The organism is Kribbella sp. VKM Ac-2569, assembly GCF_004216905.1.
Taxonomy (GTDB): Bacteria; Actinomycetota; Actinomycetes; order Propionibacteriales; family Kribbellaceae; genus Kribbella.
This window is the reverse complement of sequence record NZ_SGXJ01000003.1, coordinates 125,482-146,395: the sequence shown is the minus strand read 5'-3', so window position 1 is coordinate 146,395 and position 20,914 is coordinate 125,482. Positions and strand designations below refer to the sequence as shown.

Below are 20,914 nucleotides of genomic sequence, written 5' to 3'. Positions count from 1 at the left end.
TATGATTCCGGAGTTATGGGAGTCCAAGACCAATATCGCTATCTCGTTATGACGGAAGGGTCATGATGGACCTGACCATGCTCCGCCAGTTCGTCGCCGTCGCCCGCCTCGAGCACCTCAGCCGCGCCGCCGAGGAACTCCACGTCGCGCAGCCGTCGCTGAGCCGCACGATCGCCCGCCTCGAGAGCGAACTCGGTACGCCGCTGTTCGACCGGGCGGCCCGGCTTCGGCTGAACCCAGCCGGCGTCCTGTTCCGCGGCTACGTCGAACGCGCGCTCGGCGAGCTCGACGCCGGGCGGCGGGCCGTGACCGAGGCGACCGTGCAGGGCTCAGGCAGTGTGCGACTCGCGGCCGAGACGTTCCTCGCCCTGACCGAATCGGTCGCCGGCTTCAAACGCGACCACCCGGCCATCGAGATCGAGCTACAGCAGATGTCGGCCGACGAGATGCCGCGACGGCTGCGCGCCCAGGACATCGACCTCTGCGTAGCGTCCCAGCCGGTGCCGAGCGCCGGCCTGGAATCAGCCGTTCTGCTCGACGAAGCCGTCCGGGTGGTGACGCCACTCGACCATCCGCTGGCAAGCCGTACGTCGGTGACGGTCGAGGATCTCGTCGCCGAGCCGTTCGTCATCGCCCGCAAGGGCCACTGGCAACGGCGGCTGCTCGACCGGTTGTTCGCCGACACCGGCGTGGCGCCGCGGATCGTCTGCGAGAGCGACGAGGCCGCGGCCATCCAGGAACTGATCCGCGCGGGCCTCGGCATCGGCTTCAACCCCGACTTCGCCCGCCGCTCGATCCCCAGCTACCCCGTCGCCGCCATCCCGGTCGACCACCCCGAGTGCCGCCGTACCCTCTCGCTGCTCTGGAGTGCCGACGCCAACCTGACCACCGCCGCCCAACTGATGCGCACAGCAATCACCAACTGGAGCTGGTCAGAGTGAGCCGGACAGCCAGGACCATGCGACCTCGAACTTCTTCTCCAGCCGGACCCGAACCGCCTCCGCGACCAGGAGCTCGAGACGGGTGCCGACGACCGGAACGGACGCAATCACGTGGAGGTCGAACGCCTGCGTGGTCCCGCGGCCTTCCGGAACGATCCGCGTCGTACCCGTCAGCTTCACCGGCACTCCGGCGAGCGCTCCGCCGACCTCGGCCAGCCGCGCACCGTCGACGTCGGGGCGATGCCAGACCTTGGACTGCTCCAGTTCCAGCGTGTTCCCGACGAACCTGCGTGCAACCACCGGTACGTCGGACACCTGCGTCTGCCAGTGGAGTTGCACCGCCAGGTCGTCGCCCTCATCGCCCACCACGACGTCGTACGACTGCGCCTGCAGCCGCTGGAACACTTGCTCCTGGAACGTGACGTCGGTGATCATCGCGAACACTTCCTCCGGGGAGGCGTCGTACGACGTGGCGAGAGACAGATCCATGCGCCCCATCTTGCACCGCCCGCCAACACACGGTCACGACCACTGCAGCTTCCGGCCTTACAGAGCCAAGCGCATCCGGAGCTTGGGAGGCTCTACGTCGACCACCTGAAAGCCAAGACGCTCGTACAGCTCCCGCGCACGATTCAGTTGCAGCACGTGCAACTCGACGACGTTCGCACCCGATGCGCGGGCGCGATCGAGGAGACCGCGCAACAACGTCGTACCGACGCCGCCGCCCTGCACCTCGGGTGCGATCTCGATCCGGGAGATGTAGAAGGTGGCGGCATCGGTCATTGCCGCCTGCACCATGCCGGCCCGCCGGCCTCCGACCAGAACGATCTCGACGGTCTCCGGCGCGAACCACTTCCGGTGGAACTCTCGTTGTACGTCGTCGTCCCACGGACCCCAGGTCGCCTCGATGACGTCGCCCAAGGTGCGGCGGTGCAGGTCGTACAGGAACTCGTCGTCGGCGGTGGTGGCCGGCCTGAGGTGGACGTCTTCCATAGCTCCCACACCGTTGCTTGAAGCAACTACCTGGACGAACGGTTCGACCCGGCTCCAGCCTATTGCAGCGGTGCGCCGCGGTGCAGCTACTGAGTTTTCAGGCACTGTGCGGATAGGTGGTGACACGGTGGGCGACATTGTGTAACCTTTTCGTGATGTTCACCGCGTAGCTGACTGAGAACGGGGCTTAGGAAGCGCATGGCCATCAACAACTTCGCACCGGGCGGTGCGTAACCGAGACATGTCCATACACACCGCCGCATCTGTCGCAGTTTCCGACGATCTCGACGACGAGGACCAACTGATCCGGCTCGCGCAAGCGGGTGACGGAGCGGCCTTCGGCCGGCTCTACGATCGGTACCTGCCGTCGATCTACCGGTACACCTACAGCAAGACCTCGTCCCGCAGCGCGGCCGAGGATCTGACCAGCGAGACGTTCCTGCGGGCGTTCCGCGCGATCGCCCGCCGGCCGCGGGCGCACCTGAACTTCGCGGCCTGGCTGGTCACGATCGCCCGGAACGTGGTGATCGACCATCACCGCTCCGGCTGGAGCCGGCTGGCGATCGTCACCGACGAGGTCGACCCGCAGGTCGACGAGTCCATAGGACCCGAGCAGGCCGCTCTGGCGTCGGTGAGCGAGGCCGCACTGCGCGGCGCACTCTCGCTGCTGCCGGACGACCAGCGTGAGTGCTTGCTCCTGCGGTTCTTCGCCGGACTGTCGATCAGCGAGACCGCAGCCGCGATGGACCGGACCGACGGAGCCGTCAAACAACTCCAGTTCCGCGCGACCAACCGGCTGCGCCGGATCATCGAGTGACCGGTTCGTGAAGGCACGCGAAACACGCGACGGAGTCCTTGCGCCGCATCCTACGTTCCGGTAGGAAAGGGCGGGTGCCATCCGGCTCACGACCGCCCCGTTGGACGGCTTCGTTCAGCACCGGGCGGTCGGCAACTCATATCTCACGGGGAGATAGCGCATGAGCAATCCTTACGACGAGCAGAGCAACGACAGCGAGTACGGCGAGCAGGGCGGTCGGGAGGATTCCGGCACCAGCTTCGGCTCCGGCGACGGCTCGAACAGCGGCGGCAACGACTTCGGGCAGGATTCCAGCGGAGGGGAATCCGGCAACGAGTCGGGCGGCGACTACGGTCAGCGCGAGGAGTCGGGCAGCAGCTACGGCTCCGGTGACGACTCCAACGACGGTGGCAGCGAGTACGGCCAGCGTGAAGAGTCCGGCAACGAGGGTTCGTCGGAGGGCGGCTACGGCTCCTCGAACGACGGCGACAGCAACGACAACAGCAACTACGGAAACTGAACGGGGATCACGCACATGGGCGTATTCGACAACATCAAGGACGCCGCCGAGGGCCTGAAGGACAAGGCGGCGGACCTGGTCGACGGTCACGGTGACAAGGTCGCCGACGGCCTGGACAAGGCGGGCGACTTCGCCGACGAGAAGACCGGCGGCCAGTACGGCGACAAGATCGACCAGGGCGTCGGCGCGGCGAAGGACCAGCTCGACGGACTGGACGGCCAGAACGACGACATCCCTGACAACCAGGGCTGATCGGACGCCTGCACACTGAGGCGGTCGTGGGATTCCCCACGGCCGCTTCAGGCATTTTCAAGCACTGAAGGCCTGCACGGTCAGCGCCGCGAATCGCCGCGAGGCAGCCAACCGCCGAGCCGGCGTCGACGCCTGCAGACCCCGGTGCGCGGTGAGCATGATGACGAGATCACTCAACTCGAAGTCCCGCCGCAGCTGACCCCGAGCCTTCGCCCGCCGAGCCAAAGTGGCCACGGACTTCAACGTGAGCTCGCGACTCGCCGAACTGTCGACCGCGTCGGGGTACGTCGCCAGAAACGCGTCCGTGAACCCTCGATTGCGGACGTGCAGCTCGCAGATCCGCTCGATCACCAGACAGAACCCCTGCCACGGATCCGTTGCCGCAAGCCCCTCTTCGACGATCGCCTCACAGGCACGGACCTGCTCGGCGAAGGCCGCGGTCGCCAACGCCTGCTTGGTCGGATAGCGGCGATACAACGTCGCGGGACCGACGCCCGCGTGCCGTGCGATCTCGCGCATCGGCACGGCCAGCCCCTCGCTCGCGAACAAGGCCCGGGCCGAGGCCAGGATCCGCTCGCGGTTGTCCTCCGCGTCGGCGCGCAGTTTCTGAGGCAATCGATCCTTCACTCCTCTCACTCTATCCAACCGGACGGGTGCGTCCACTTAGCCTCGGAAACAGTCGAGAGGAGACGACAAGTGAAGGCAGTGGTGATCAAGGCGTTCGGCGGTCCCGAAGGACTGAGCGTCGTCGACGTACCGGCGCCGGAGCCCGGTGAAGGTGAGGTACTGGTCGCGGTCGAGGCGATCGGGGTCGGGGGCGTCGACGCGCTGATCCGCAGCGGTTCCCTTGCCGCGTGGGGATTCCGCGAAGGTCTCGTACCGGGATCGGAGGTTGCCGGGACGGTGATTGCTGTCGGCCACGACACGGACAGTTCCTGGATCGGCCAACGCGTTTGGGCGTTCACAGGTCTCGGTGGCGGGTACGCCGAGCAGGCGATCGCTGCGGTCGAGGACGTCGTACCGCTGCCGACCGGCCTGTCCGCCGCGGGCTCGGTGACGCTCGGGAGCTCCGGCGTCGTAGCGCATTTCGGCTTGCGGCACGCGCACTTCAGCCCCGGTGAGTCCGTTCTGGTGCGTGGCGCTGCCGGAAGCATCGGCATCCTCGCAGTCCACCTCGCCGCGCAGGGCGGTGCATCGGCGGTCGCGGTCACCACCTCGTCAGCGGCACGGGGTGAACTGTTGCGCGAGGTCGGCGCGACGCACGTTCTGGACCGGTCCGGGGCGGGCGATGCCACCGCTCCCCCGGCGTACGACGTGATCATCGACGTCGTGGCGGGCCCGGGGCTGCCGGTGTTCCTCGACAAGTTGCGACCGAACGGCCGGCTCGTCGCGGTCGGGGCGATCGCCGGCCCACCACCGGCCGACCTGGGTACCGCGTTGATGGCCAACTTCCGCAAGTCGGTGTCCTTCGCCACCCTCAGCGCGGACACGGTCTCGCCGGCGGAACGACGTACGGTCAGAACCGAGCAGTTCGCAGCCGCGGCGGACGGTCGGCTGCCGCTGGTGATTCATGAGCAGTTGCCGCTGGACGACGCCGTACTAGCGCATCAGAAGATGCAGAACGGCGAGGTCTTCGGGAGGATCGTCCTGACGCCGGTCTAGTCCTCGGGCTCGTCGACGGTGGCCAAGGCGATCAGGTTCTCGGCAACCTGGGCGCAGCGTTCCTCGGCGCGGCCGCGGGACGTGCCGGTGTAGCGCAGGCGGGCGCTGGCGGTGAGCGGTTCGGAGCGGACCTCGATCAGCGAACCGCCGGGGCGCGGTTGCACCTTGACCGCAACCTGGACCCAACCGCCCAGTCCACTGCGCAGTCGTACGACGAGTTCGCTGTCGGGTCGCCAACGCTCGACGACCGCGACGAGCAACTGCCGGTTGTGGGCGTGCCGGGCGCGCGGTTCGCGGCCGTCGTCCCGCAGGATGACGCTTCCCACCTGCGGCCAGTTGAGTCCGGCGCGAAGCTCCGGCGGTACGGCGACCATCCAGTCCGCGAAGGTTGCCGCGTCACGGAGTACCGACATGACGGCATCGACGTCAACGGCACCGAACCGCCACGCCATGACCATCGAATCCGCTTCCCTGTCGGCGACACGTCCTCACGCCCGTGTCTACCAGCAAGTACGGCCGACCGAGCCCTCCAGGCGCTGTCGCGGACGTCACATCGCCCTTACATTTTCGGACCGGCGTCCGGGATGAACTTGGTAGCCAGGAGCAACAGGTCCGGGATCATCGACACCACGAGGACGAGGGGAACCTGGACGCGCAGAACGCCCCGGATCCAGCCGGGATTTTGCTCCAACGCGACCGGCAACTTTTCGGGGGCGGCTGGACTCCAATGCGGTACGACGGAGGCTGGGGTGCCTCCGCGTAAATGGGGAGGACGATCCAGATGTTTCGTAAGACCGTAGGTCTGGCCTCGGCCGGCGCGCTCGCGTTGGGCCTCGGGGCGGCCCTGGTGCCGTCGGCCCAGGCTGCACAGTCCGCGTCGGGGAGCACGACGGCAACTACCGCGGCGTGCGCGCTGCGACTCGGGTCGGTGACGTCGACCGGCGCGTTCACCAGCCGGATGGTCAACGCCACCGCACCGATCACCATCGGCGGGGTCCGTGGGACGGCTGGGGTGTTCCCGGCGAACCAGGTCCAGCACATCAGCACGTTCACCGGCACACCGCTCGGCAGCGGCGAGTCGCGGTCCGGGCTCACCGTCATGGGCGGCGCGCTGTACTCCAGCTCGTTCGTCGTCGACAGCCAGAGCCAGCTCGACCCGCACTACCCGCACAACAACCTCCGGATCGGCGGCGGCTGGTCCAACTACCGCTGGATCGAGCAGTCGGTCCTGCGCCCGGCGAACGCCGGGGACCCGGCCCGCACTCTGCTGTACGGCCAGCGCACCGACGGCATCACGCAGCGCTGGATCTCCGACGGCAGCGGCTGGCGCATCACCTCCGGCGTCGGCGGTCTGAGCACGGTCAAGGGCATCGCGCTCATCGGCCGCACCGCGACCTCGGAGACGTTCCTTGCCAACACCAGGTCCGGCGCGCTCGTCACCGTCACCTGGCCGACGAAGTACCTGGCCGCGCCGACCAGCAAGGTGGTCCGCGGCACGACCTGGCAGGGCTTCGAGCAGCTGATCGCGACCAAGTGCGGCACGAGCGGCACGCTGCTGCTCGGCATCGACAAGGAAACCAAGTCCGGTTACCTGTACGCCGTTGGTCACGCCAACGGCACCAGCACCGTCATCAAGAGTCTGGGCAAGGTCCCCCTGACCTTCTCCGACCCGCAGTACTTCCGCATCGCCCCGAAGTACGACGTCCTGAACGGCGGCTAGGCAACTTTTCGGGACGCCGTCCTCCAGCACGCGGGACGGCGTCCCTTGCACGTTGTCGGCTGTTCAGCCGGCGGCCACCGAGTTCCTTTACCGTAGGGCTGTCCGTTCCCGCCCGCGGAAGGTTGTCGCATGCGCTTGGTCGCTGTTGGTGTTGCGGTTGCTCTGCTCGTTCCCGCCGTACCGGCGCAGGCATCGTTCGATCCGGCGGGGTACGTCGACCCGTTGATCGGATCGGCGCGGGACGGGACGACCTGGCCGGGGGCGGTGCGGCCGTTCGGGATGATCTCGTGGAGCCCGACCAGCACCCGCGGCGACCAGACCAGCACGGGCGCCGCGAACGGGTACCAGTACGACGTCACGCGCGTACGCGGCTTCAGCCTCACCCACCTCAGCGGCGCCGGCTGCAACCCGGGCGCAGCGGGCGACATCCCGATCATGCCGTACGCCGGTGCGGTCGACTCCTCGCCGACCGCCGACACGACCGACGCGAAGTACGCGACGAACTTCCGGCACGAGAACGAGCGAGCGCTCCCCGGCCGTTACACCGTGACACTCGACTCCGGTGTGAAGACCGACCTCGCGGTGACCACCCGCGCGGGCGTCGGTGAGTTCACCTTCCCGGCCGATCAGGCCGCGAACCTGCTGTTCCGTACGTCGAACTCGCTGAACGGCAGCGAGGACGCCGAGATCACCATCGACCCGAACCACCGCAAGGTCACCGGGTCGGTGCTGACCGGCGCGTTCTGCGGGCGCCGCGCGAACGGCGGCGTGAACAACCGCAAGACGTATTACCGGCTGTACTTCACGGCATCCTTCGACCAGCCGATCGTTGCCAACGGCACCTGGAAGGACAGCACTCTGGCCGCGGGCAGCACGCGCACGACTGGCGGCGAGGGCTACGCCACCGGAGCGGACCGAGCCGGGCGCGGCTCCGGCGGGTACGTCACGTTCGCGCCGGGCTCCGAGGTACGGATGCGGCTCGGGATCTCCTACGTCAGCCTGGCCGGCGCCGAGCAGAACCTGCGCGCCGAGATGAGGCCCGACGCCACCACCGACAAGGTAGCCGCCGACGGGTACGACGACTGGCGACGCGAGCTGAACGCGATCCGCATCACCGGCGGGACCGATGCGCAACGGACCACGTTCTACACCGCGCTCTACCACGCGCTCCTGCAGCCGAACATCTTCAACGACGTCGACGGCCGCTACCTCGGATCCGACTTCAAGATCCACCGCCTCGCGCGCGGCCAGAGAGCTCAGTACGGGACGTTCTCCGGCTGGGACCAGTACCGGGCTCACATCCAGTTGCTCGCCCTCCTCAAGCCTGACGTCGCGGGTGACTACGCGCAGTCCATGTACCAGTTCGCCCAGCAGAACAAGGGAATCTGGGACCGCTGGCTGCACAACAACGGCGCCACGCACGTGATGACCGGCGACCCGGCCGCGCCGACGCTGGCCACGTTCGTCGCCATGGGAGCCACGAACTTCGACGTCCGCGGCGCCTTCGACTCGCTCGTTCACCAGGCACGAGTACAGAACGCGGACGCGGAGAACGACGGTGGCTGCCCAGGGCAATGCACCGGACAGCGGCCGGCGCTCAACACGTACCTCGCCAAGCACTATGCGCCGCAGGACGCGTGCCACTGCTGGGGCGGTGCCGCGGAAACGCTGGAGAACGCTCTCGCGGATTTCTCGCTCGCTCAGTGGGGCGCCCGGCTCGGCGCGGACGTGGCGGATCTGAAGGACCGCGGCAACTGGTGGAAGAACACCTTCGACCCGACAGTCGGGTACCAGCGGGCGCGGAATGCAGACGGCACCTGGCGGGACGGGTTCAGCTCGTCGACCGATGTCGGATTCGCGCAGGGTACGACGTCGACTTACACCTGGATGGTGCCGCAGGATGTGTCCGGGCTCGCCACCTTGATGGGCGGACCGACGACCGCGGTGCAGCGGCTCGACGCGTTCTTCCACGATGCAGGAGGGAACTGGGCGGTGAAGGGCGGCAGCCCGGTGCGGTACGACCCGACGAACGAGCCGGGTCTGCACACGCCGTGGCTCTACAACGGTCTCGGTGCGCCGTGGAAGACGCAGGCGACCACGCGGGAGATCGTCGACACCGTCTACGGCACCGGTCCGTCGGGGCTTCCGGGAAACGATGATCTCGGGACGCTCTCCGCGTGGTACGTGTTCGCGGCGATCGGGCTCTTCCCGCAGACACAGGGCCGGGCCGAGTTGCTGGTCGGTAGCCCGCTGTTTCCCAAGGTCGAGCTACGCCGGAGCAACGGAGTACGCCTGACTGTCGAGGCACCGGAAACGTCGGACACGAACCAGTACGTCCAAGGCCTGTCGCTGAACGGCGGGGCGCGGAGCGAGTCCTGGCTGCCCGAGTCGTTCGTGACGCGCGGCGGCCGGATCACCGTTCAGCTCGGCGCCGCGCCCTCGGCGTGGGGAACGCCGCCCGTGGACCACTGAGAGGGCCGCCGGACGGCGACAGTTATGCTGTTCGGAGTTTGACCGGCGGTGGGGCTCGCCGGATCCATAGGAGGCCTGTCTGTGGAGCACCACCCCGTCGAACCCTTGCCCAGGGGACCGGTCGACTCTGACGTCGACCTGCGGATCGACGGCCGGGCGCAGCGTGCACACGACCCGGTGATCCTCGGCGCCATCGCCGCCGGCGGCGCGATCGGCGCCGCCGCGAGGTACCTGGTCGGGCTCGGCTGGCCGACACCGCCCGGCGGTTTTCCGATGAGCACGCTGGTCATCAACGTGGTCGGCTGCGGCCTGATCGGGATCCTGATGGTGCTGGTGACCGACGTTTTCACCCGGCAACGGCTCCTCCGCCCGTTTCTCGGCACCGGTGTACTCGGTGGGTTCACCACGTTCTCGACGTACGCCGTCGACATCCAGCAGCTCGTCATTGGACGGAACGCCGGGATCGCGTTGCTCTACCTCGCCACGACCGTCGTCGGCGCGTTGCTCGCGGTCCGGGCCACGGTGAGCGCGACGCGCGCGCTGATCACCTGGAGAACGCGATGACCCGGCTGTTGCTCGTGATCGCCGGCGGCCTGGTCGGAGCGCCGCTGCGTTACATCGCCGACCGCGCCGTTCAGGCCCGACATGACTCAGTGTTTCCGTGGGGCACGTTCAGCGTGAACGTCGTGGGATCGCTGATCCTGGGTTTCCTGGTCGGCGCGTCCTCCGCTCTCCCGCACGGCGTCCAACTCCTCGTCGGCACCGGGTTCTGCGGGGCTCTCACGACGTACTCGACGTTCTCGTACGAGACGATCCGCCTGTACGAGGACCGGGCGCGTTTCCTCGCGGTCGCGAACGTCACCGCGAGCATCGTGGCCGGCCTCGGCAGCGCGTTCCTCGGAGCGGCCGTGAGTCAGGCGATCTGGAGCTGACAGCCCGTCAGCGATCGCGGGTCGCGATCCCCGGATAGTCCAGCACCAGACCGGAAGCGTCGAACGTCAGCTCACACTCGAAGTCGAACGTCGCGGACTCGTAGTGGAACACGTGCCCGCGCTCGTCGGAGCTCGTGAGCGTGTAGCGCTGCTCGAGTCGCACCACGGTCAGATCATCGGCCTGTACGAAGGCAGCCGGCACGTCGACCGCGGTACCGGGAACGAACGGGAGCCGGTGCACCGGGAGCGTGTTCGTGACCGCCGAGGACTCGAAGTCCACGTCCCGGCAGCCGTCGAGATCCGGCCGAGCTTCACCGTTCACGGTCCAGCGACCATCCGGGAAACGTGTCAACGCAACCTCGAGATCACCGGAGCTCGTCGAGTTCACCGCGTGCACGGACTCGGTCGCCCAGTCCGCGCCGACGGTGATGTCGTACCCGACATGCCAGGTCGAGTCGCCTTCGCGGGCCGACGTACGACCCCTCAACCGGCCGGCACCGGCGAACAGCACCTCGAATCCGACTCGAGCCCCGCTATGCGTCCACGACGCAGCGGCAGGCAGCGCACGCAGTTCCATGTCCCGACCCTAACCAAGCCACCGGGTCGAGCATTCTGGAGCCGTCCGCGATGCGTCACGTGGCGGTCGGATGGGGCAGGTGCGCCTATCGTTGGCAGGTAGGCGTTTCCGTGGAGGGGTGAATGCTGGACCGGTCCGAGTCCGCGCTGGGGATTGTTCTCCGGTCACGGTTCTACCGTTCGGCGTTCCTGTCGTTGCTGGTGGCCGGAATCGGGCTGTCGGCAGCGACCCCGCAACTGACGCTCTTCCTGGTGCGGGAGCTGCACACGCCACTCCCCGTCGCCGGTCTGTACTACGTCACGAACCTGGCCGCGCCGCTCGCCGGGTTCCTGGTCGGGCGATGGTCGGACCGAAGCCAGGACCGGCTCCTGTGGTTCCGGATCTGCTCGGTGATCGGCGCGGCGGGCTGGCTCGCGATGGCGGGGTCGACCGCGGTCTGGATGCCGTTCGTGATCAGCGCGCTGGCGTTGAGCGTGGCCGGCGGCTCGATGGCGCAGCTGTTCGCGGCCTGCCGTGACGAGCTCAGCCGGCATCCGACCCGGGCCGAGAACCGGGTCGTCGCGACCGTCCGGATGGCATTCACCACCGGCTGGATCCTCGGTCCGGTGTTCGGCAGCTGGTTCGGCGGCGTCTTCGGGCTCCGTGCGTTGCTGGTGGCAACAGCCGTCTGCGTCTTCGCCCAGATGATTCCGCTCGGCCGGCAACGGGTCGAGCGGTACGACGCTCCGCCCGCCGAGACGCCCGACGAGCGCCGGCGGATCGACCAGATGATGCCGTTGCTGATCTTCACCGCGGTCTGCGTACTCGCGATGACCGGCGACACGATCAAGTTCGGCTATCTCCCGATCTACATGGCCGAGCAACTCCACGTGTCCGACGCGATGCGTGGCGCCGTGATCGGCATCCAGCCGCTCCTCGAACTGCTGCTGCTCCCGGTGGTCGCGCGGCTCGCCGACCGGTTCGGCGCGATCCGGGCGATGACGGCGGGCGCCGTACTGGGGCTGGCCGGCAACCTCGCGTACGCGCTCAGCACCTCGGTCGTCGGCCTGTTCGTCGGCCAGGCCCTGACCGCCGGGTTGTGGGCGTGCGTCGGCGCCCTCGGTGTCTCGATCGCCCAGCGGCTCTACCCCGAAGGAGTCGGGACCGCGTCCGGGATCTTCCTGGGCGCGATCCCGCTCGGCTCCGCGATCGGCGGAACCATCGGCGGCATCGGCGTCGCAGCCATCGGCCTGCCGCACGTCTTCTTCATCCCGGCGTGCCTGACCGCTGTCGCGATCGTCGGCTTCACGATCCTCAGCACCCGCGAGAGCACTCACACGAGGTAGCGGTCCCCCGGGTGCACGATCCGGAGCCAGCGGCAGCCGCACGGCGCGAGGTCGAGCGACAGCACACCGTCGTCGCGAACGTCCGTCGTACCGTTGTTCTCCAGCAGGTCGATCGCACGCAGACCGATGGCGCTCCCTGCGACGGCCACGCTGACTCGGACAGCCTCCGGCGCGAAGTTGTGAACGGCGACGACTGTGCCGTCCTCGTAGTCCGAGCGGTGCGCGAACACCGACCGCACTCCGGTCTCGAGGATCGTGCACGACCCCCAGGACAACTCGGGGCACTCGCGGTACCGCAGGACGAGCAGCTTCATCCAGTTGAACAGGGACTCGGGGTCACGCCGCTGCGCCGCCACGTTCACGTTCTCCGGGCCCAGCTCGCCCTCGACCATCGGGGCGGGCAGCCGGGACGGATCGGCCGTGGAGAAGCCACCGGACGGATCAGCCGTCCACTGCATCGGTGTCCGGACAGCGTGCCGGTCCTCGGCGGCGAGGTTCTCCCCCATGCCGATCTCCTCGCCGTAGAACAGCACCGGAGTACCCGGCAGCGAGAACAGCAAGCTGTAGACCATCCGGAGCCGGGCCTGGTCGTTGCCCAGCATCGGCGGCAATCGCCGGCGCAGTCCACGGCCGTAGATCTGCATACTCTTCTCCGGCCCGAAGGCGTCGAACACTTCCTGCCGCTCGTCCTCGGACAGCTTGTCCAGCGTCAGCTCGTCGTGATTGCGGACGAACGTTCCCCACTGCGCCTCTTCAGGCGGTTCCGGCCGGTCCCGCAACGCCTTGACCAGCTCGGCCGGGTCGTTGCGGGCCAGCGACAGGTAGAGCCGTTGCATTCCGATGAAGTCGAAACACATCGTCAGCTCGTCGCCGTCCTCGTCACCGAAGAAGCGCCGTACGTCGGGATAGGGCAGATTGACCTCGCCGAGCAGGATCGACTGTCCGTGCCGCCGCTGCAGGGACGCCCGCAGGTCCCGCAGATAGTCGTGCGGATCCGGCAGTTCGGCCGCATCCTGGCTACCGGCCGTGTCGATCAGGAACGGCACCGCGTCCACCCGGAACCCGGACAGCCCCAGTTCGGACCAGAAGCCGACCACGCGCTCGATCTCCTCGCGGACCTCACGATTCGCGATGTCGAGATCCGGCTGGAACTTGCGGAACCGGTGCAGGTAGTACTGCCCCGCCTCCTCGTCGTACTGCCACAGGCTCGTCTCCTGTCCAGGGAAGACGATGCCCTTGTCCGCATCCGGCGGCGGCTCGTCGCGCCAGACGTACCAGCCCCGGTACGGCGATTCGCGCGACGCCCGCGCGCTCTGGAACCACGGGTGCTTGTCCGAGGTGTGGTTGACCACCAGATCGGCCATCACCCGGATGCCGCGGTCCCGGGCCAGCGTGATCAGCTCGACCAGGTCGCCGTGCGTGCCGAGTCGTTGGTCGACGCCGTAGAAGTCGGTGATGTCGTAACCGTCGTCGCGGTCCGGGGTCGGGTAGAACGGCATCAGCCACAGGCACGTCACCCCCAGCTCGGCCAGGTGGTCGATCCTTTGGCACACCCCACGCAGATCTCCCCGCCCATCGCCGTCGGTATCGAAGAACGTCTCGACATCGAGGCAGTAGATGACCGCGTTCTTCCACCACACGTCGGCTGTTTCAGTCAGGCGCATGCCCAGCCGGTACCCCGGGGTTGGCGGAGTACACGCCCGGGAACCGGCGGGGTCATGACGATTCAGAACTCGGTATGGCTGGGCACCGCGAACCTGCCGCGGTACGAGGTGCTCGATACCGATCAGGAGACGGACGTGCTGGTTGTCGGCGGCGGCCTGATCGGCCTCACGACCGCGATCTACCTGCAGCAGGAGGGCCTCGGCGTCGTCCTGCTCGAGGGCGGCCGCATCGGTACGCGAACCAGCGGCAACACCACCGGCAAGGTCACGTCTCAGCACGGTGCGATCTATGCCGGACTGCTGGACCGGCACGGCCACGACAAGACGCAGCAGTACGCCACGGCGAACCAGGAAGCGGTCGATGGAGTCGAGGAGCTGGTACGTCGGCTCGGCATCGACTGTGAGCTCAGCCGCGGACCGTCCTTCGTCTACTCGACCGGTGACACCGACCTGGCCCGCGAGGCCGAGGTGGCGCGCGAACTCGGTCTTCCCGCGCATATGGCCGACCCGGCGGAGATGGGGTTGCCGATCACCGCAGCCGCCGCTGTGCGCTTCGACGACCAGGTGCTCCTGCACCCGGCCCGCTACCTCGCCGGTCTGGCGATCGCATTCTCTGCAGCCGGTGGACGCATCTTCGAGCAGTCACGCGTGACCGACCTGGACGCCAAGGGCGATGGTGTCGAGGCACGGACAGCGGCCGGCCACCGCGTCGTGGCTCGCCATGCCGTGGTTGCGACGCTGTTGCCGTTCGGCACGCTCGGTGGGTACTTCGCGCGGAGCCGCCCGAACCAATCCCACGGCATCGCGGTTCAGCTACCTATCGAGGCGCCCCAGGCGATGACGATCTCCGCCGACGGACCGACCCGGTCCACCCGGCCCTGGCCAGGCGGTGGGCCGAGGGGCCTGGTCGTGGTCGGCGCGAACCACGAGACCGGTGGGGAGGAGGACACCAACACGTCGTACCAGAGCCTTGTCGACTGGGTCGGCGAGGTGTGGGGCACGAAGGTGCAGCCGGAGTACCGCTGGGCGGCCGAGGACTACAGCACCCCGGACCAGCTGCCGTACGTCGGCAAGGCGCCGGGCTCACCGACCCTGATCGCGACCGGCATGCACAAGTGGGGACTCAGCAACGGAACCGTTGCCGCAGGCATCCTTCGCGACGCCGTGCTCGGCCGGGACAACCGGTGGAGCGAGCTGTTCGACGCCGGCCGGATCGGCGACGCGCGGTCGGTGGCGAAGCTCGTGCAGGACAACCTGAAGGTGGGCAAGGAGTTCGCCGCCGGCCATCTCCGCCGGCTGCTCGGTCCCGGGCTCGACCATGTGGAGGTCGGTGAAGGCGGCCTGTACGACGTCGACGGCAAGACGGTCGGGGCGTACACCGATTTCGAGGGCCGGCTGCACACCGTCGTACCGGTCTGCACCCACCTCGGCTGCCCGCTGCGCTGGAACCAGGGCGACTCCACCTGGGACTGCAACTGCCACGGCTCCCGCTTCGCGCCGAACGGCGCCGTCCTGGACGGCCCGGCGACCAAACCCCTCGCAAAGCCGGAGGACTGAAGCCAGGGCTTCACACGCGCACGGCGAGGGCCGCGATCAGGACGGACACGGCAACGCCGGAAAGGATGATCAAGGCAACGATCAGCAGAGGGCTCTCCGCGTGCGGTGATCCGTGGTGGTCGGCGCCGTCGAGCTGATCGAACCGGTCGAGATCCGGCCCCCAACCGAACGGTGGCGACGGTGGCCCACCGTCGCCGGTTCCTGGCAACGGGTGACCGTCGTACGTCGGCATCGAGCCGTCGGGCAGCGCCGGCGGCGGCTGACCGAAACTCGTCTGATCCTCAACAGACACGTGTTCCTCCCATGGCACCCGCCGGTCGTTCCTCACGGTCTCCCCACGGCGGCGGGCGTCAGGTTCCCACTCTGCACCACCTTCATCGAGCCTGGCACGTATCGATTTCCGCCGTTCACGGACCGTCGACCAGTAGTCACGTGAGGTATAGGCGGAAGTGGTCCTGCCCTGGCATCCTCGGATCGTTCCTTTCCGCGTGCAAGTAAGACAAGGAGCGATCGATGCAGGATTCCGCCCCGCCTCCTCGACCACGATCCTTCCGCCGGACGCTCGGTGTCGTCCTCGGAACCGCCGCCCTGATGCTCACCTCGGCCGCGATGGCGTACGCCGCTCCGCCGCCGAGCCTGCCGCAGAACGCCGACGGGTACGAGCAGTCGTTCTCACCGGCGTACGACTACGACACCGACGGCTGCTACGCGACGCCCGCGATCGGAGCCGACGGCACTCTGAATCCGGGCCTCAACCCGACCGGCGACGTGAACGGCAACTGCCGCGACCAGTCCGACCTGGACAACTCCCAGACCTACTCCCGCGAGAAGTGCAACAACGGCTGGTGCGCGATCGTGTACGCCAGCTACTTCGAGAAGGACCAGGCGTTGCCAGGCAGCAGCCTCGGCGGCCACCGGCACGACTGGGAGCACGTCGTCTCCTGGGTGAACCAGTCGACCAACCAGGTCGACTACGTGACCACGACGCAGCACTCCAGCCAGGTCACCTACACCCGTTCACAGGTCCGGTTCGACGGTTCGCACCCGAAGGTCGTCTACCACAAGGACGGCGCGAGCACGCACTTCTTCCGGCTCGCCAACAGCAACGACGAGCCGCCGGAGAACCACTACCACAACTGGCGGTACCCGCCGCTGGTCGGCTGGAACGGCTACCCCAGTACGTCGTTGCGAGACACCCTCATGACCGCGGACTTCGGGTCCGCGACGATCAAGATCACCGACAAGGACGACCGGTTCCGCAACCTGCTGAACGCGTCCAAGCCGTCCGGTATCCCCTTCGATCCCTGGGCTTGACCGACCGGCGTGCGCGCTCACTCGTGGGCGCGCACGCCGTCCGTCAGCGACTCCGCGATCAGGTCGATCATCGCGGCATGCCGATTGGTCGCCGTCTCGGCCTGCCCGAGCGCGACCGTGTCGAGGAACACCCGGCTGACCACAAGCTCCGCAGCCGCCTGCACCCGGGCCGCATCCGCCACCACGTCCTCGGCGCCGGCCAGCACGCAAGCCACAGTCTCGGTCGCCTCGGCGAACAACTCAGCTGCACGCGACGCGATTTCGGGCCGACCTTGCGCCTCCCGGAACACGATGATCCGGGCCGCGCGATCGTGCTCCAGTTCCTCGGCCATCGTCGCCACGATCGCCCGCAATCGCAGCCGTACGGTCCGGCCGCGTGCCGTCGATCGCAGTACCTCACTGGGAGCCGGGCGCTCCTGCACCACCGCGAGCAGCAGGTCCAACTTGGTCGCGAAGTGGTAGAACACCAGCCCCGACGGTACGCCGGCCTCGGTCGCGATCCGGGCCGTCGACGTGGCGTCGTACCCGTGCTCGGCGAACAGCCGCTCGGCGGTCTCGATGATGAGCTGCCGTTTGGACGGTCGCGTGGCATGGCGCGTGTGCGCGGGAGCGGTCATGTGCCTGCCGGTTGGGCGGCGGGCCAGACTTCACCTTTCCGTTCTGCTGCGAGCACGGCGGCTCGCTTGAGGGACTTGAAGACATAGTCGGGCACCCGCATACCCTGCCGCTGCGCCCACATCAGCTCGTACTCGGCCCGCCCGACCTGCCGTGCGTACTCGCGCAGTTCCGCCTCGCCGCCCTCACTGATGTTCAGCGCCTCCATCACGTCCCCGAACTCGGTCACCTGACGTTTGTTGTAGGCACCGACCACTTCGAACGTACGCTTCCGCAACCCGCGCGTCAGCGTCTTCTGCCACCCCGACAGCTGGTCCCACAGCTGCTGCGCGGCCATCTGGTAGTACGCGAAGTGCCCCGGCTCCTGGCGGCGGATCGGCGCGACCACCGTGGCCGCGACGGCCCGCTCGCCGAGCTCGACCAGCCCGGCGTGAAGCTTGTTGTAGGCAAGGACCGCGGAACGCTCGGTCGCCAGCCCGGTCAGGTAGTAGAGCATCCGGCTGATGTCCTGGACGCCGGGCACCCGGCCGAGCGCGCCGAGGAACTTGAGGCTGAACGAGACGTCCGCCAGGTTCGGTTCGTGCGGCTCCACGCCGAGCAGATTCTGCAGCTTGTCGAGGATCTGCCCATGGCGCGTCTCCTGCGGCATCCACACGTCCGCATAGAAGTGCCGGTCGACCTCGGGCGGATCGGGCAGCAGGATGTTCAGTTCGAGCACGTTGCGCTCGACCTCGAGCTCGACGCGGGTCATGTAGGCCAGCACCGGACCGAACCGCTCGGCCAGCAGGCTGGGTTTCTTCATCGAGTAGTCGACGCTGCCGAGCGGGATCGGCGGGTGCTCCTCGCCCAGCCGATCGACATGGTCGGCAAGCCGGGAGTCTTCCCGCCGGCGGCCGCGCCGGCGCGAAACGGTCATATCGCTCAACCACATAGGCGGCACCTCATTCATCCGACAGGGATGCGCGCTCGATCCCCCCAAGAGGCAAGCCTAACAAAGTAACTGACTGATCAGTCAGTCAGAGCTTGTGACCCCCGCAACAGAACGGGTGGCGGTCCCTGAGGGCCACCACCCGCCGTCGCTGTGTCTACTTCGCGATCGTGTAGCGGATCGTGTCGTTGCGGAGTACGTCGCCGTTCACCTTGACAATGCGTACGACGTGTTGGGCGCTCTTCAGCCCGGTCGCGGAGAACACCGTCCGGTTCGTCACCCGGGTGTCGTTGTGCAGGTTCACCCGGCGTACCAGCTTGCCGTCGACGTACACGTCCGCGTCGCCCTGATCGGGTGCGAGCGCCGTACTCCAGTCGACGCCGGTCCCGGTGAAGGTGAGGCTGACCGACGCGCCGTCGGCCTTGGTGGCATGGATGTCGTCGCGGTAGTCGCCGCGGAACCGGACGTCGAGCGCCGTGTTCCCGACCGGCAGGTTCGCCAGGTACGCCTTGCTGATCGTCACCACGTTTCCGTCGACCGTGTAGTCCGTGCCCTTCACGAGTTCTGCACCGTCCTGGCCGGCCTTCGCGATCCCGTCCAGCTCGCCCGGGTCGCGTCCGAGCTGCACGCTGACATCGGCCGGCGCGTTCTTGTCGAACGCCGCGGTGTCCGGGTTCAGCAGGCTCTCCTGCCGGACATTCAGCTTGTCGAGCAGCATGAACTGGCCGGACTTCTTCACACCGCGAATCGTGTGACTGCCGTTCGGCAGGTCCGAGACGCTGTAGACGACCTGCTGCGGTTTGTTATGTCCCTGCGCCGGATCCAGGTACGTGCTCACGGTCTGCTTGAACTCGCCGTCGATGTAGATGTCGACGTCACCCTGACCCGGGTCGGTCTCGGTCACGTAGTCGACGCCGGTGCCGACGAAGCTGTACGAGAACGAGTCGCCGTTCCCTTCCGTCCATTGCACGTCGTCCTGGTAGTCGCCGAGACCACGACCAGAGCTGTAGTTCCAGTTGCCGGAGTAGACGATCTCCGGGCTGTTGTTGTTGACCTCCACAGTCCGCGTCGGGAGGTCGGCCGCCGCCAAGGACTTGGCGGACGAGTCCGTGACGCCGACGGTCAGCGCCTGCGAAACAGCGGGTACTTCGTAGTTGCTGTTGCGCTGCCACGCGCCGTCGTACGCGATCCGGAGGTCGTCGTCGTTCACGCTGATCGCGGCGCCCTTCTGCGGCGTGACCTTCAGCAGCCGTACGCCGTGGATCGGGACGTCGTTGGCGGTGAAGCTGGACGCGAACGTGCCGAGGTCCTTGTGAGCCCACAAGTCGCGTACCTTGCCGGCGCCGCTCAGGCCGAGGTCGGCGAAGTTCACGGTCATGTCGGAGTCGGTCTGACCCAGGTTGAACAGAGCAACGGTGTACGAGCTGTCCGGGTTCAGCGCGAACCACGTCTGCCGATTCGTCTTCATGGACAGCGGGTGCGCCGGACGGCCGGCCTGGTTGACCGCGATCACCTCGCGGTTCGTCAGCAGTTCGAGGCCGTACGAGTCCAGCCTGGTCATGTCGTTGCCGACGTACATCGGCGCCGCGGACACCGCCCAGAGCGTTGCCGCCGTACGACGTTCGTCCTTGGTCATACCGTCCATCTGGCCGTTGCCGACGTCGAGCGAGTCGAGGTCGTTCCAGCCGCCCGGTCCCGCGTGCCGCCACCATTCGGCGAGCTTCGGGAACAGCCGGTTGATGTTCGGCCAGGCGGTCAACGCCGTACCCGTGCAGTAGCACTCGACGTCCCACTCGATCCGCCAGCCGTTGGCGTACTGCTTCCAGGTGTCGGCGTAGTTGATGTCCAGCGCCCAGGACAGCTCGAACCAGATGTTGTGCCGCTTCAGGGCCTGCGACCAGGCCTTCACGTCGTCGCGGGCGTCCACCGACAGGTCGCTGATCCCCGAGCCCGGGGTGACGCTGTCGAACTTGAGGAAGTCCAGGCCCCACGAGCCGAACAGGTCCGCGATCGAGTCGATGTACTTCTGCGCGCACGGCTTCGAGAAGTCGATGCGGTAGCCGATACCCCAGTAGTCGCCCTTCTGCAGCGGCAGCACCGGCAGGTCGCCGGTCGTGCATCCCGGGGCGCCGTAGATCGGCAGCTTCGCGTCGATGACGGCCTGGCTGATACCCGGAATCGTGTAGAGCCCGACCTTCTGGCCGTTGGCGTGGATGTGGTCGATGACCGCCTGCAGGCCGTTCGGGTAGAGCTTCTTGCTCGGCGTCGGCCGGCCGTACTCGTCGATACCGTCGTTCCAGCCGGCGTCGATGTTGATGTACTCGTACCCGTACGGCTGCAGCTTCGCGTGCATCGCGTCGGACTGGGCGATCAGCTGATCCGCCGTGATCCAGCTGCCGCCGTTCGGGTTGTAGACCTGCATGCTGTAGCTGCTCCAGCCCATGTAGGGCCGCGCAGCCTTGTCCCCCGCCGGCCCGGACAGCTCGGCGGCAGTCGTCACGCTGGTAGTGGTGGATGCTGGTGCTGCTGTCGACGTACTCAAACCTGCCGGCAGCAGCCCGGCGACTACGAGCCCCGCAAGCGCGGCCCGCAACACCCTGCTCCGAACGGATCTGGTCATGGCGGTGACCTCTTCCCAGAGAACTC

The 20,914-nt window shown here is 67.7% G+C and carries 22 protein-coding genes; 12 read left to right on the top strand and 10 right to left on the bottom strand.

Going from position 1 to position 20,914, the window contains the following annotated elements; genetic code table 11:
* The first annotated feature begins 62 nt into the window (after positions 1–62).
* Positions 63–941 (top strand): LysR substrate-binding domain-containing protein, encoded by an 879-nt coding sequence (locus EV649_RS20965; RefSeq protein ID WP_198682610.1) that lies wholly within the window; start codon positions 63–65, stop codon positions 939–941.
* On the opposite strand, the gene EV649_RS20960 is transcribed toward EV649_RS20965, so the two are convergent.
* On the bottom strand, positions 933–1,430 hold the full coding sequence (locus tag EV649_RS20960) for a DUF2505 domain-containing protein (protein WP_157996272.1): 498 nt from the start codon (positions 1,428–1,430) through the stop codon (positions 933–935). The two genes, EV649_RS20965 and EV649_RS20960, sit on opposite strands and share 9 nt — an antisense overlap.
* 57 nt (positions 1,431–1,487) lie before the next feature.
* On the bottom strand, positions 1,488–1,934 hold the full coding sequence (locus tag EV649_RS20955) for a GNAT family N-acetyltransferase (RefSeq protein WP_157996271.1): 447 nt from the start codon (positions 1,932–1,934) through the stop codon (positions 1,488–1,490).
* A gap of 241 nt (positions 1,935–2,175) precedes the next feature.
* On the opposite strand from EV649_RS20955, the gene EV649_RS20950 reads away from it, so the two are divergent.
* The 3 genes from EV649_RS20950 to EV649_RS20940 all read left to right on the top strand — a co-directional run bounded on the left by EV649_RS20950 (position 2,176) and on the right by EV649_RS20940 (position 3,502).
* On the top strand, positions 2,176–2,751 hold the full coding sequence (locus EV649_RS20950) for a sigma-70 family RNA polymerase sigma factor (protein WP_130385251.1): 576 nt from the start codon (positions 2,176–2,178) through the stop codon (positions 2,749–2,751).
* Positions 2,752–2,911: 160 nt separating this feature from the next.
* The gene (locus EV649_RS20945) at positions 2,912–3,250 is read left to right on the top strand and encodes a hypothetical protein (protein ID WP_130385250.1); all 339 of its coding nucleotides are present in this window, start codon (positions 2,912–2,914) and stop codon (positions 3,248–3,250) included.
* Between the two features lie 15 nt (positions 3,251–3,265).
* Positions 3,266–3,502: an antitoxin gene (locus tag EV649_RS20940; protein ID WP_130385249.1), complete on the top strand. Its 237-nt coding sequence runs from the start codon at positions 3,266–3,268 to the stop codon at positions 3,500–3,502.
* Positions 3,503–3,559: 57 nt separating this feature from the next.
* Here the strand turns inward: EV649_RS20940 and EV649_RS20935 are convergent, their stop codons facing one another.
* Positions 3,560–4,129, bottom strand: coding sequence for a TetR/AcrR family transcriptional regulator (locus EV649_RS20935; RefSeq protein WP_130385248.1), 570 nt, complete (start codon positions 4,127–4,129; stop codon positions 3,560–3,562).
* 69 nt (positions 4,130–4,198) lie between these two features.
* Here EV649_RS20935 and EV649_RS20930 point away from each other — a divergent pair, with 69 nt between their 5' ends.
* Positions 4,199–5,164, top strand: coding sequence for a zinc-binding dehydrogenase (locus tag EV649_RS20930; protein WP_130385247.1), 966 nt, complete (start codon positions 4,199–4,201; stop codon positions 5,162–5,164).
* Here EV649_RS20930 and EV649_RS20925 read toward each other — a convergent pair.
* Entirely contained in the window at positions 5,161–5,577 is a 417-nt protein-coding gene (locus EV649_RS20925) for a hypothetical protein (protein WP_130385246.1), read from the bottom strand. The genes EV649_RS20930 and EV649_RS20925 overlap by 4 nt on opposite strands.
* A 368-nt stretch (positions 5,578–5,945) precedes the next feature.
* Here EV649_RS20925 and EV649_RS20920 point away from each other — a divergent pair, with 368 nt between their 5' ends.
* The 4 genes from EV649_RS20920 to crcB all read left to right on the top strand — a co-directional run bounded on the left by EV649_RS20920 (position 5,946) and on the right by crcB (position 10,288).
* On the top strand, positions 5,946–6,884 hold the full coding sequence (locus EV649_RS20920; protein ID WP_130385245.1) for a hypothetical protein: 939 nt from the start codon (positions 5,946–5,948) through the stop codon (positions 6,882–6,884).
* 129 nt (positions 6,885–7,013) lie between these two features.
* Positions 7,014–9,356, top strand: coding sequence for a GH92 family glycosyl hydrolase (locus EV649_RS20915; protein ID WP_130385244.1), 2,343 nt, complete (start codon positions 7,014–7,016; stop codon positions 9,354–9,356).
* A gap of 81 nt (positions 9,357–9,437) precedes the next feature.
* A complete protein-coding gene (locus tag EV649_RS20910; protein WP_206751587.1) occupies positions 9,438–9,920 on the top strand; it encodes a CrcB family protein in 483 nt (160 codons plus the stop codon).
* Positions 9,917–10,288, top strand: a complete 372-nt coding sequence (gene crcB / locus EV649_RS20905; RefSeq protein ID WP_130385243.1) for a fluoride efflux transporter CrcB — start codon at positions 9,917–9,919, stop codon at positions 10,286–10,288. The genes EV649_RS20910 and crcB overlap by 4 nt, the downstream gene beginning before the upstream one ends.
* Before the next feature lie 7 nt (positions 10,289–10,295).
* Here crcB and EV649_RS20900 read toward each other — a convergent pair whose 3' ends face one another.
* Positions 10,296–10,865 (bottom strand): putative glycolipid-binding domain-containing protein, encoded by a 570-nt coding sequence (locus EV649_RS20900; protein WP_130385242.1) that lies wholly within the window; start codon positions 10,863–10,865, stop codon positions 10,296–10,298.
* A 122-nt stretch (positions 10,866–10,987) separates the two neighbouring features.
* Here EV649_RS20900 and EV649_RS20895 point away from each other — a divergent pair, with 122 nt between their 5' ends.
* Positions 10,988–12,190, top strand: a complete 1,203-nt coding sequence (locus EV649_RS20895) for an MFS transporter (RefSeq protein ID WP_130385241.1) — start codon at positions 10,988–10,990, stop codon at positions 12,188–12,190.
* Here the strand turns inward: EV649_RS20895 and EV649_RS20890 are convergent.
* On the bottom strand, positions 12,178–13,854 hold the full coding sequence (locus EV649_RS20890) for an alpha-amylase family protein (RefSeq protein WP_130385240.1): 1,677 nt from the start codon (positions 13,852–13,854) through the stop codon (positions 12,178–12,180). The two genes, EV649_RS20895 and EV649_RS20890, sit on opposite strands and share 13 nt — an antisense overlap.
* A 54-nt stretch (positions 13,855–13,908) precedes the next feature.
* Here EV649_RS20890 and EV649_RS20885 point away from each other — a divergent pair, with 54 nt between their 5' ends.
* Complete coding sequence (locus tag EV649_RS20885) at positions 13,909–15,411, top strand: FAD-dependent oxidoreductase (RefSeq protein WP_130385239.1); 1,503 nt, start codon at positions 13,909–13,911, stop codon at positions 15,409–15,411.
* A 10-nt stretch (positions 15,412–15,421) separates the two neighbouring features.
* Here the strand turns inward: EV649_RS20885 and EV649_RS20880 are convergent, their stop codons facing one another.
* The gene (locus EV649_RS20880; protein WP_130385238.1) at positions 15,422–15,703 is read right to left on the bottom strand and encodes a hypothetical protein; all 282 of its coding nucleotides are present in this window, start codon (positions 15,701–15,703) and stop codon (positions 15,422–15,424) included.
* Positions 15,704–15,924: 221 nt separating this feature from the next.
* Between EV649_RS20880 and EV649_RS20875 the strand changes: the two genes are divergently transcribed.
* On the top strand, positions 15,925–16,725 hold the full coding sequence (locus EV649_RS20875; protein WP_130385237.1) for an NPP1 family protein: 801 nt from the start codon (positions 15,925–15,927) through the stop codon (positions 16,723–16,725).
* A gap of 17 nt (positions 16,726–16,742) precedes the next feature.
* Here the strand turns inward: EV649_RS20875 and EV649_RS20870 are convergent, their stop codons facing one another.
* The 3 genes from EV649_RS20870 to EV649_RS20860 all read right to left on the bottom strand — a co-directional run bounded on the left by EV649_RS20870 (position 16,743) and on the right by EV649_RS20860 (position 20,888).
* Positions 16,743–17,342, bottom strand: a complete 600-nt coding sequence (locus tag EV649_RS20870; protein ID WP_130385236.1) for a TetR/AcrR family transcriptional regulator — start codon at positions 17,340–17,342, stop codon at positions 16,743–16,745.
* Entirely contained in the window at positions 17,339–18,256 is a 918-nt protein-coding gene (locus EV649_RS20865) for a GTP-binding protein LepA (protein WP_130385235.1), read from the bottom strand. Before EV649_RS20865 ends, EV649_RS20870 begins: the two co-directional genes overlap by 4 nt.
* A 169-nt stretch (positions 18,257–18,425) precedes the next feature.
* A complete protein-coding gene (locus EV649_RS20860) occupies positions 18,426–20,888 on the bottom strand; it encodes a X2-like carbohydrate binding domain-containing protein (RefSeq protein ID WP_130385234.1) in 2,463 nt (820 codons plus the stop codon).
* Positions 20,889–20,914: the final 26 nt, after the last annotated feature.

Bases quoted from the DNA above. Each gene is read 5' to 3' on its own strand.
- EV649_RS20890 (WP_130385240.1), bottom strand. From the start codon at position 13,854: ATGCGCCTGACTGAAACAGCCGACGTGTGGTGGAAGAACGCGGTCATC.
- EV649_RS20945 (WP_130385250.1), top strand. From the start codon at position 2,912: ATGAGCAATCCTTACGACGAGCAGAGCAACGACAGCGAGTACGGCGAG.
- EV649_RS20915 (WP_130385244.1), top strand. From the start codon at position 7,014: ATGCGCTTGGTCGCTGTTGGTGTTGCGGTTGCTCTGCTCGTTCCCGCC.
- EV649_RS20925 (WP_130385246.1), bottom strand. From the start codon at position 5,577: ATGTCGGTACTCCGTGACGCGGCAACCTTCGCGGACTGGATGGTCGCC.
- EV649_RS20860 (WP_130385234.1), bottom strand. From the start codon at position 20,888: ATGACCAGATCCGTTCGGAGCAGGGTGTTGCGGGCCGCGCTTGCGGGG.
- EV649_RS20870 (WP_130385236.1), bottom strand. From the start codon at position 17,342: ATGACCGCTCCCGCGCACACGCGCCATGCCACGCGACCGTCCAAACGG.
- EV649_RS20875 (WP_130385237.1), top strand. From the start codon at position 15,925: ATGCAGGATTCCGCCCCGCCTCCTCGACCACGATCCTTCCGCCGGACG.
- EV649_RS20885 (WP_130385239.1), top strand. From the start codon at position 13,909: ATGACGATTCAGAACTCGGTATGGCTGGGCACCGCGAACCTGCCGCGG.
- EV649_RS20955 (WP_157996271.1), bottom strand. From the start codon at position 1,934: ATGGAAGACGTCCACCTCAGGCCGGCCACCACCGCCGACGACGAGTTC.
- EV649_RS20920 (WP_130385245.1), top strand. From the start codon at position 5,946: ATGTTTCGTAAGACCGTAGGTCTGGCCTCGGCCGGCGCGCTCGCGTTG.
- EV649_RS20950 (WP_130385251.1), top strand. From the start codon at position 2,176: ATGTCCATACACACCGCCGCATCTGTCGCAGTTTCCGACGATCTCGAC.
- EV649_RS20965 (WP_198682610.1), top strand. From the start codon at position 63: ATGATGGACCTGACCATGCTCCGCCAGTTCGTCGCCGTCGCCCGCCTC.
- EV649_RS20960 (WP_157996272.1), bottom strand. From the start codon at position 1,430: ATGGATCTGTCTCTCGCCACGTCGTACGACGCCTCCCCGGAGGAAGTG.
- EV649_RS20940 (WP_130385249.1), top strand. From the start codon at position 3,266: ATGGGCGTATTCGACAACATCAAGGACGCCGCCGAGGGCCTGAAGGAC.
- crcB (WP_130385243.1), top strand. From the start codon at position 9,917: ATGACCCGGCTGTTGCTCGTGATCGCCGGCGGCCTGGTCGGAGCGCCG.
- EV649_RS20900 (WP_130385242.1), bottom strand. From the start codon at position 10,865: ATGGAACTGCGTGCGCTGCCTGCCGCTGCGTCGTGGACGCATAGCGGG.
- EV649_RS20895 (WP_130385241.1), top strand. From the start codon at position 10,988: ATGCTGGACCGGTCCGAGTCCGCGCTGGGGATTGTTCTCCGGTCACGG.
- EV649_RS20865 (WP_130385235.1), bottom strand. From the start codon at position 18,256: ATGACCGTTTCGCGCCGGCGCGGCCGCCGGCGGGAAGACTCCCGGCTT.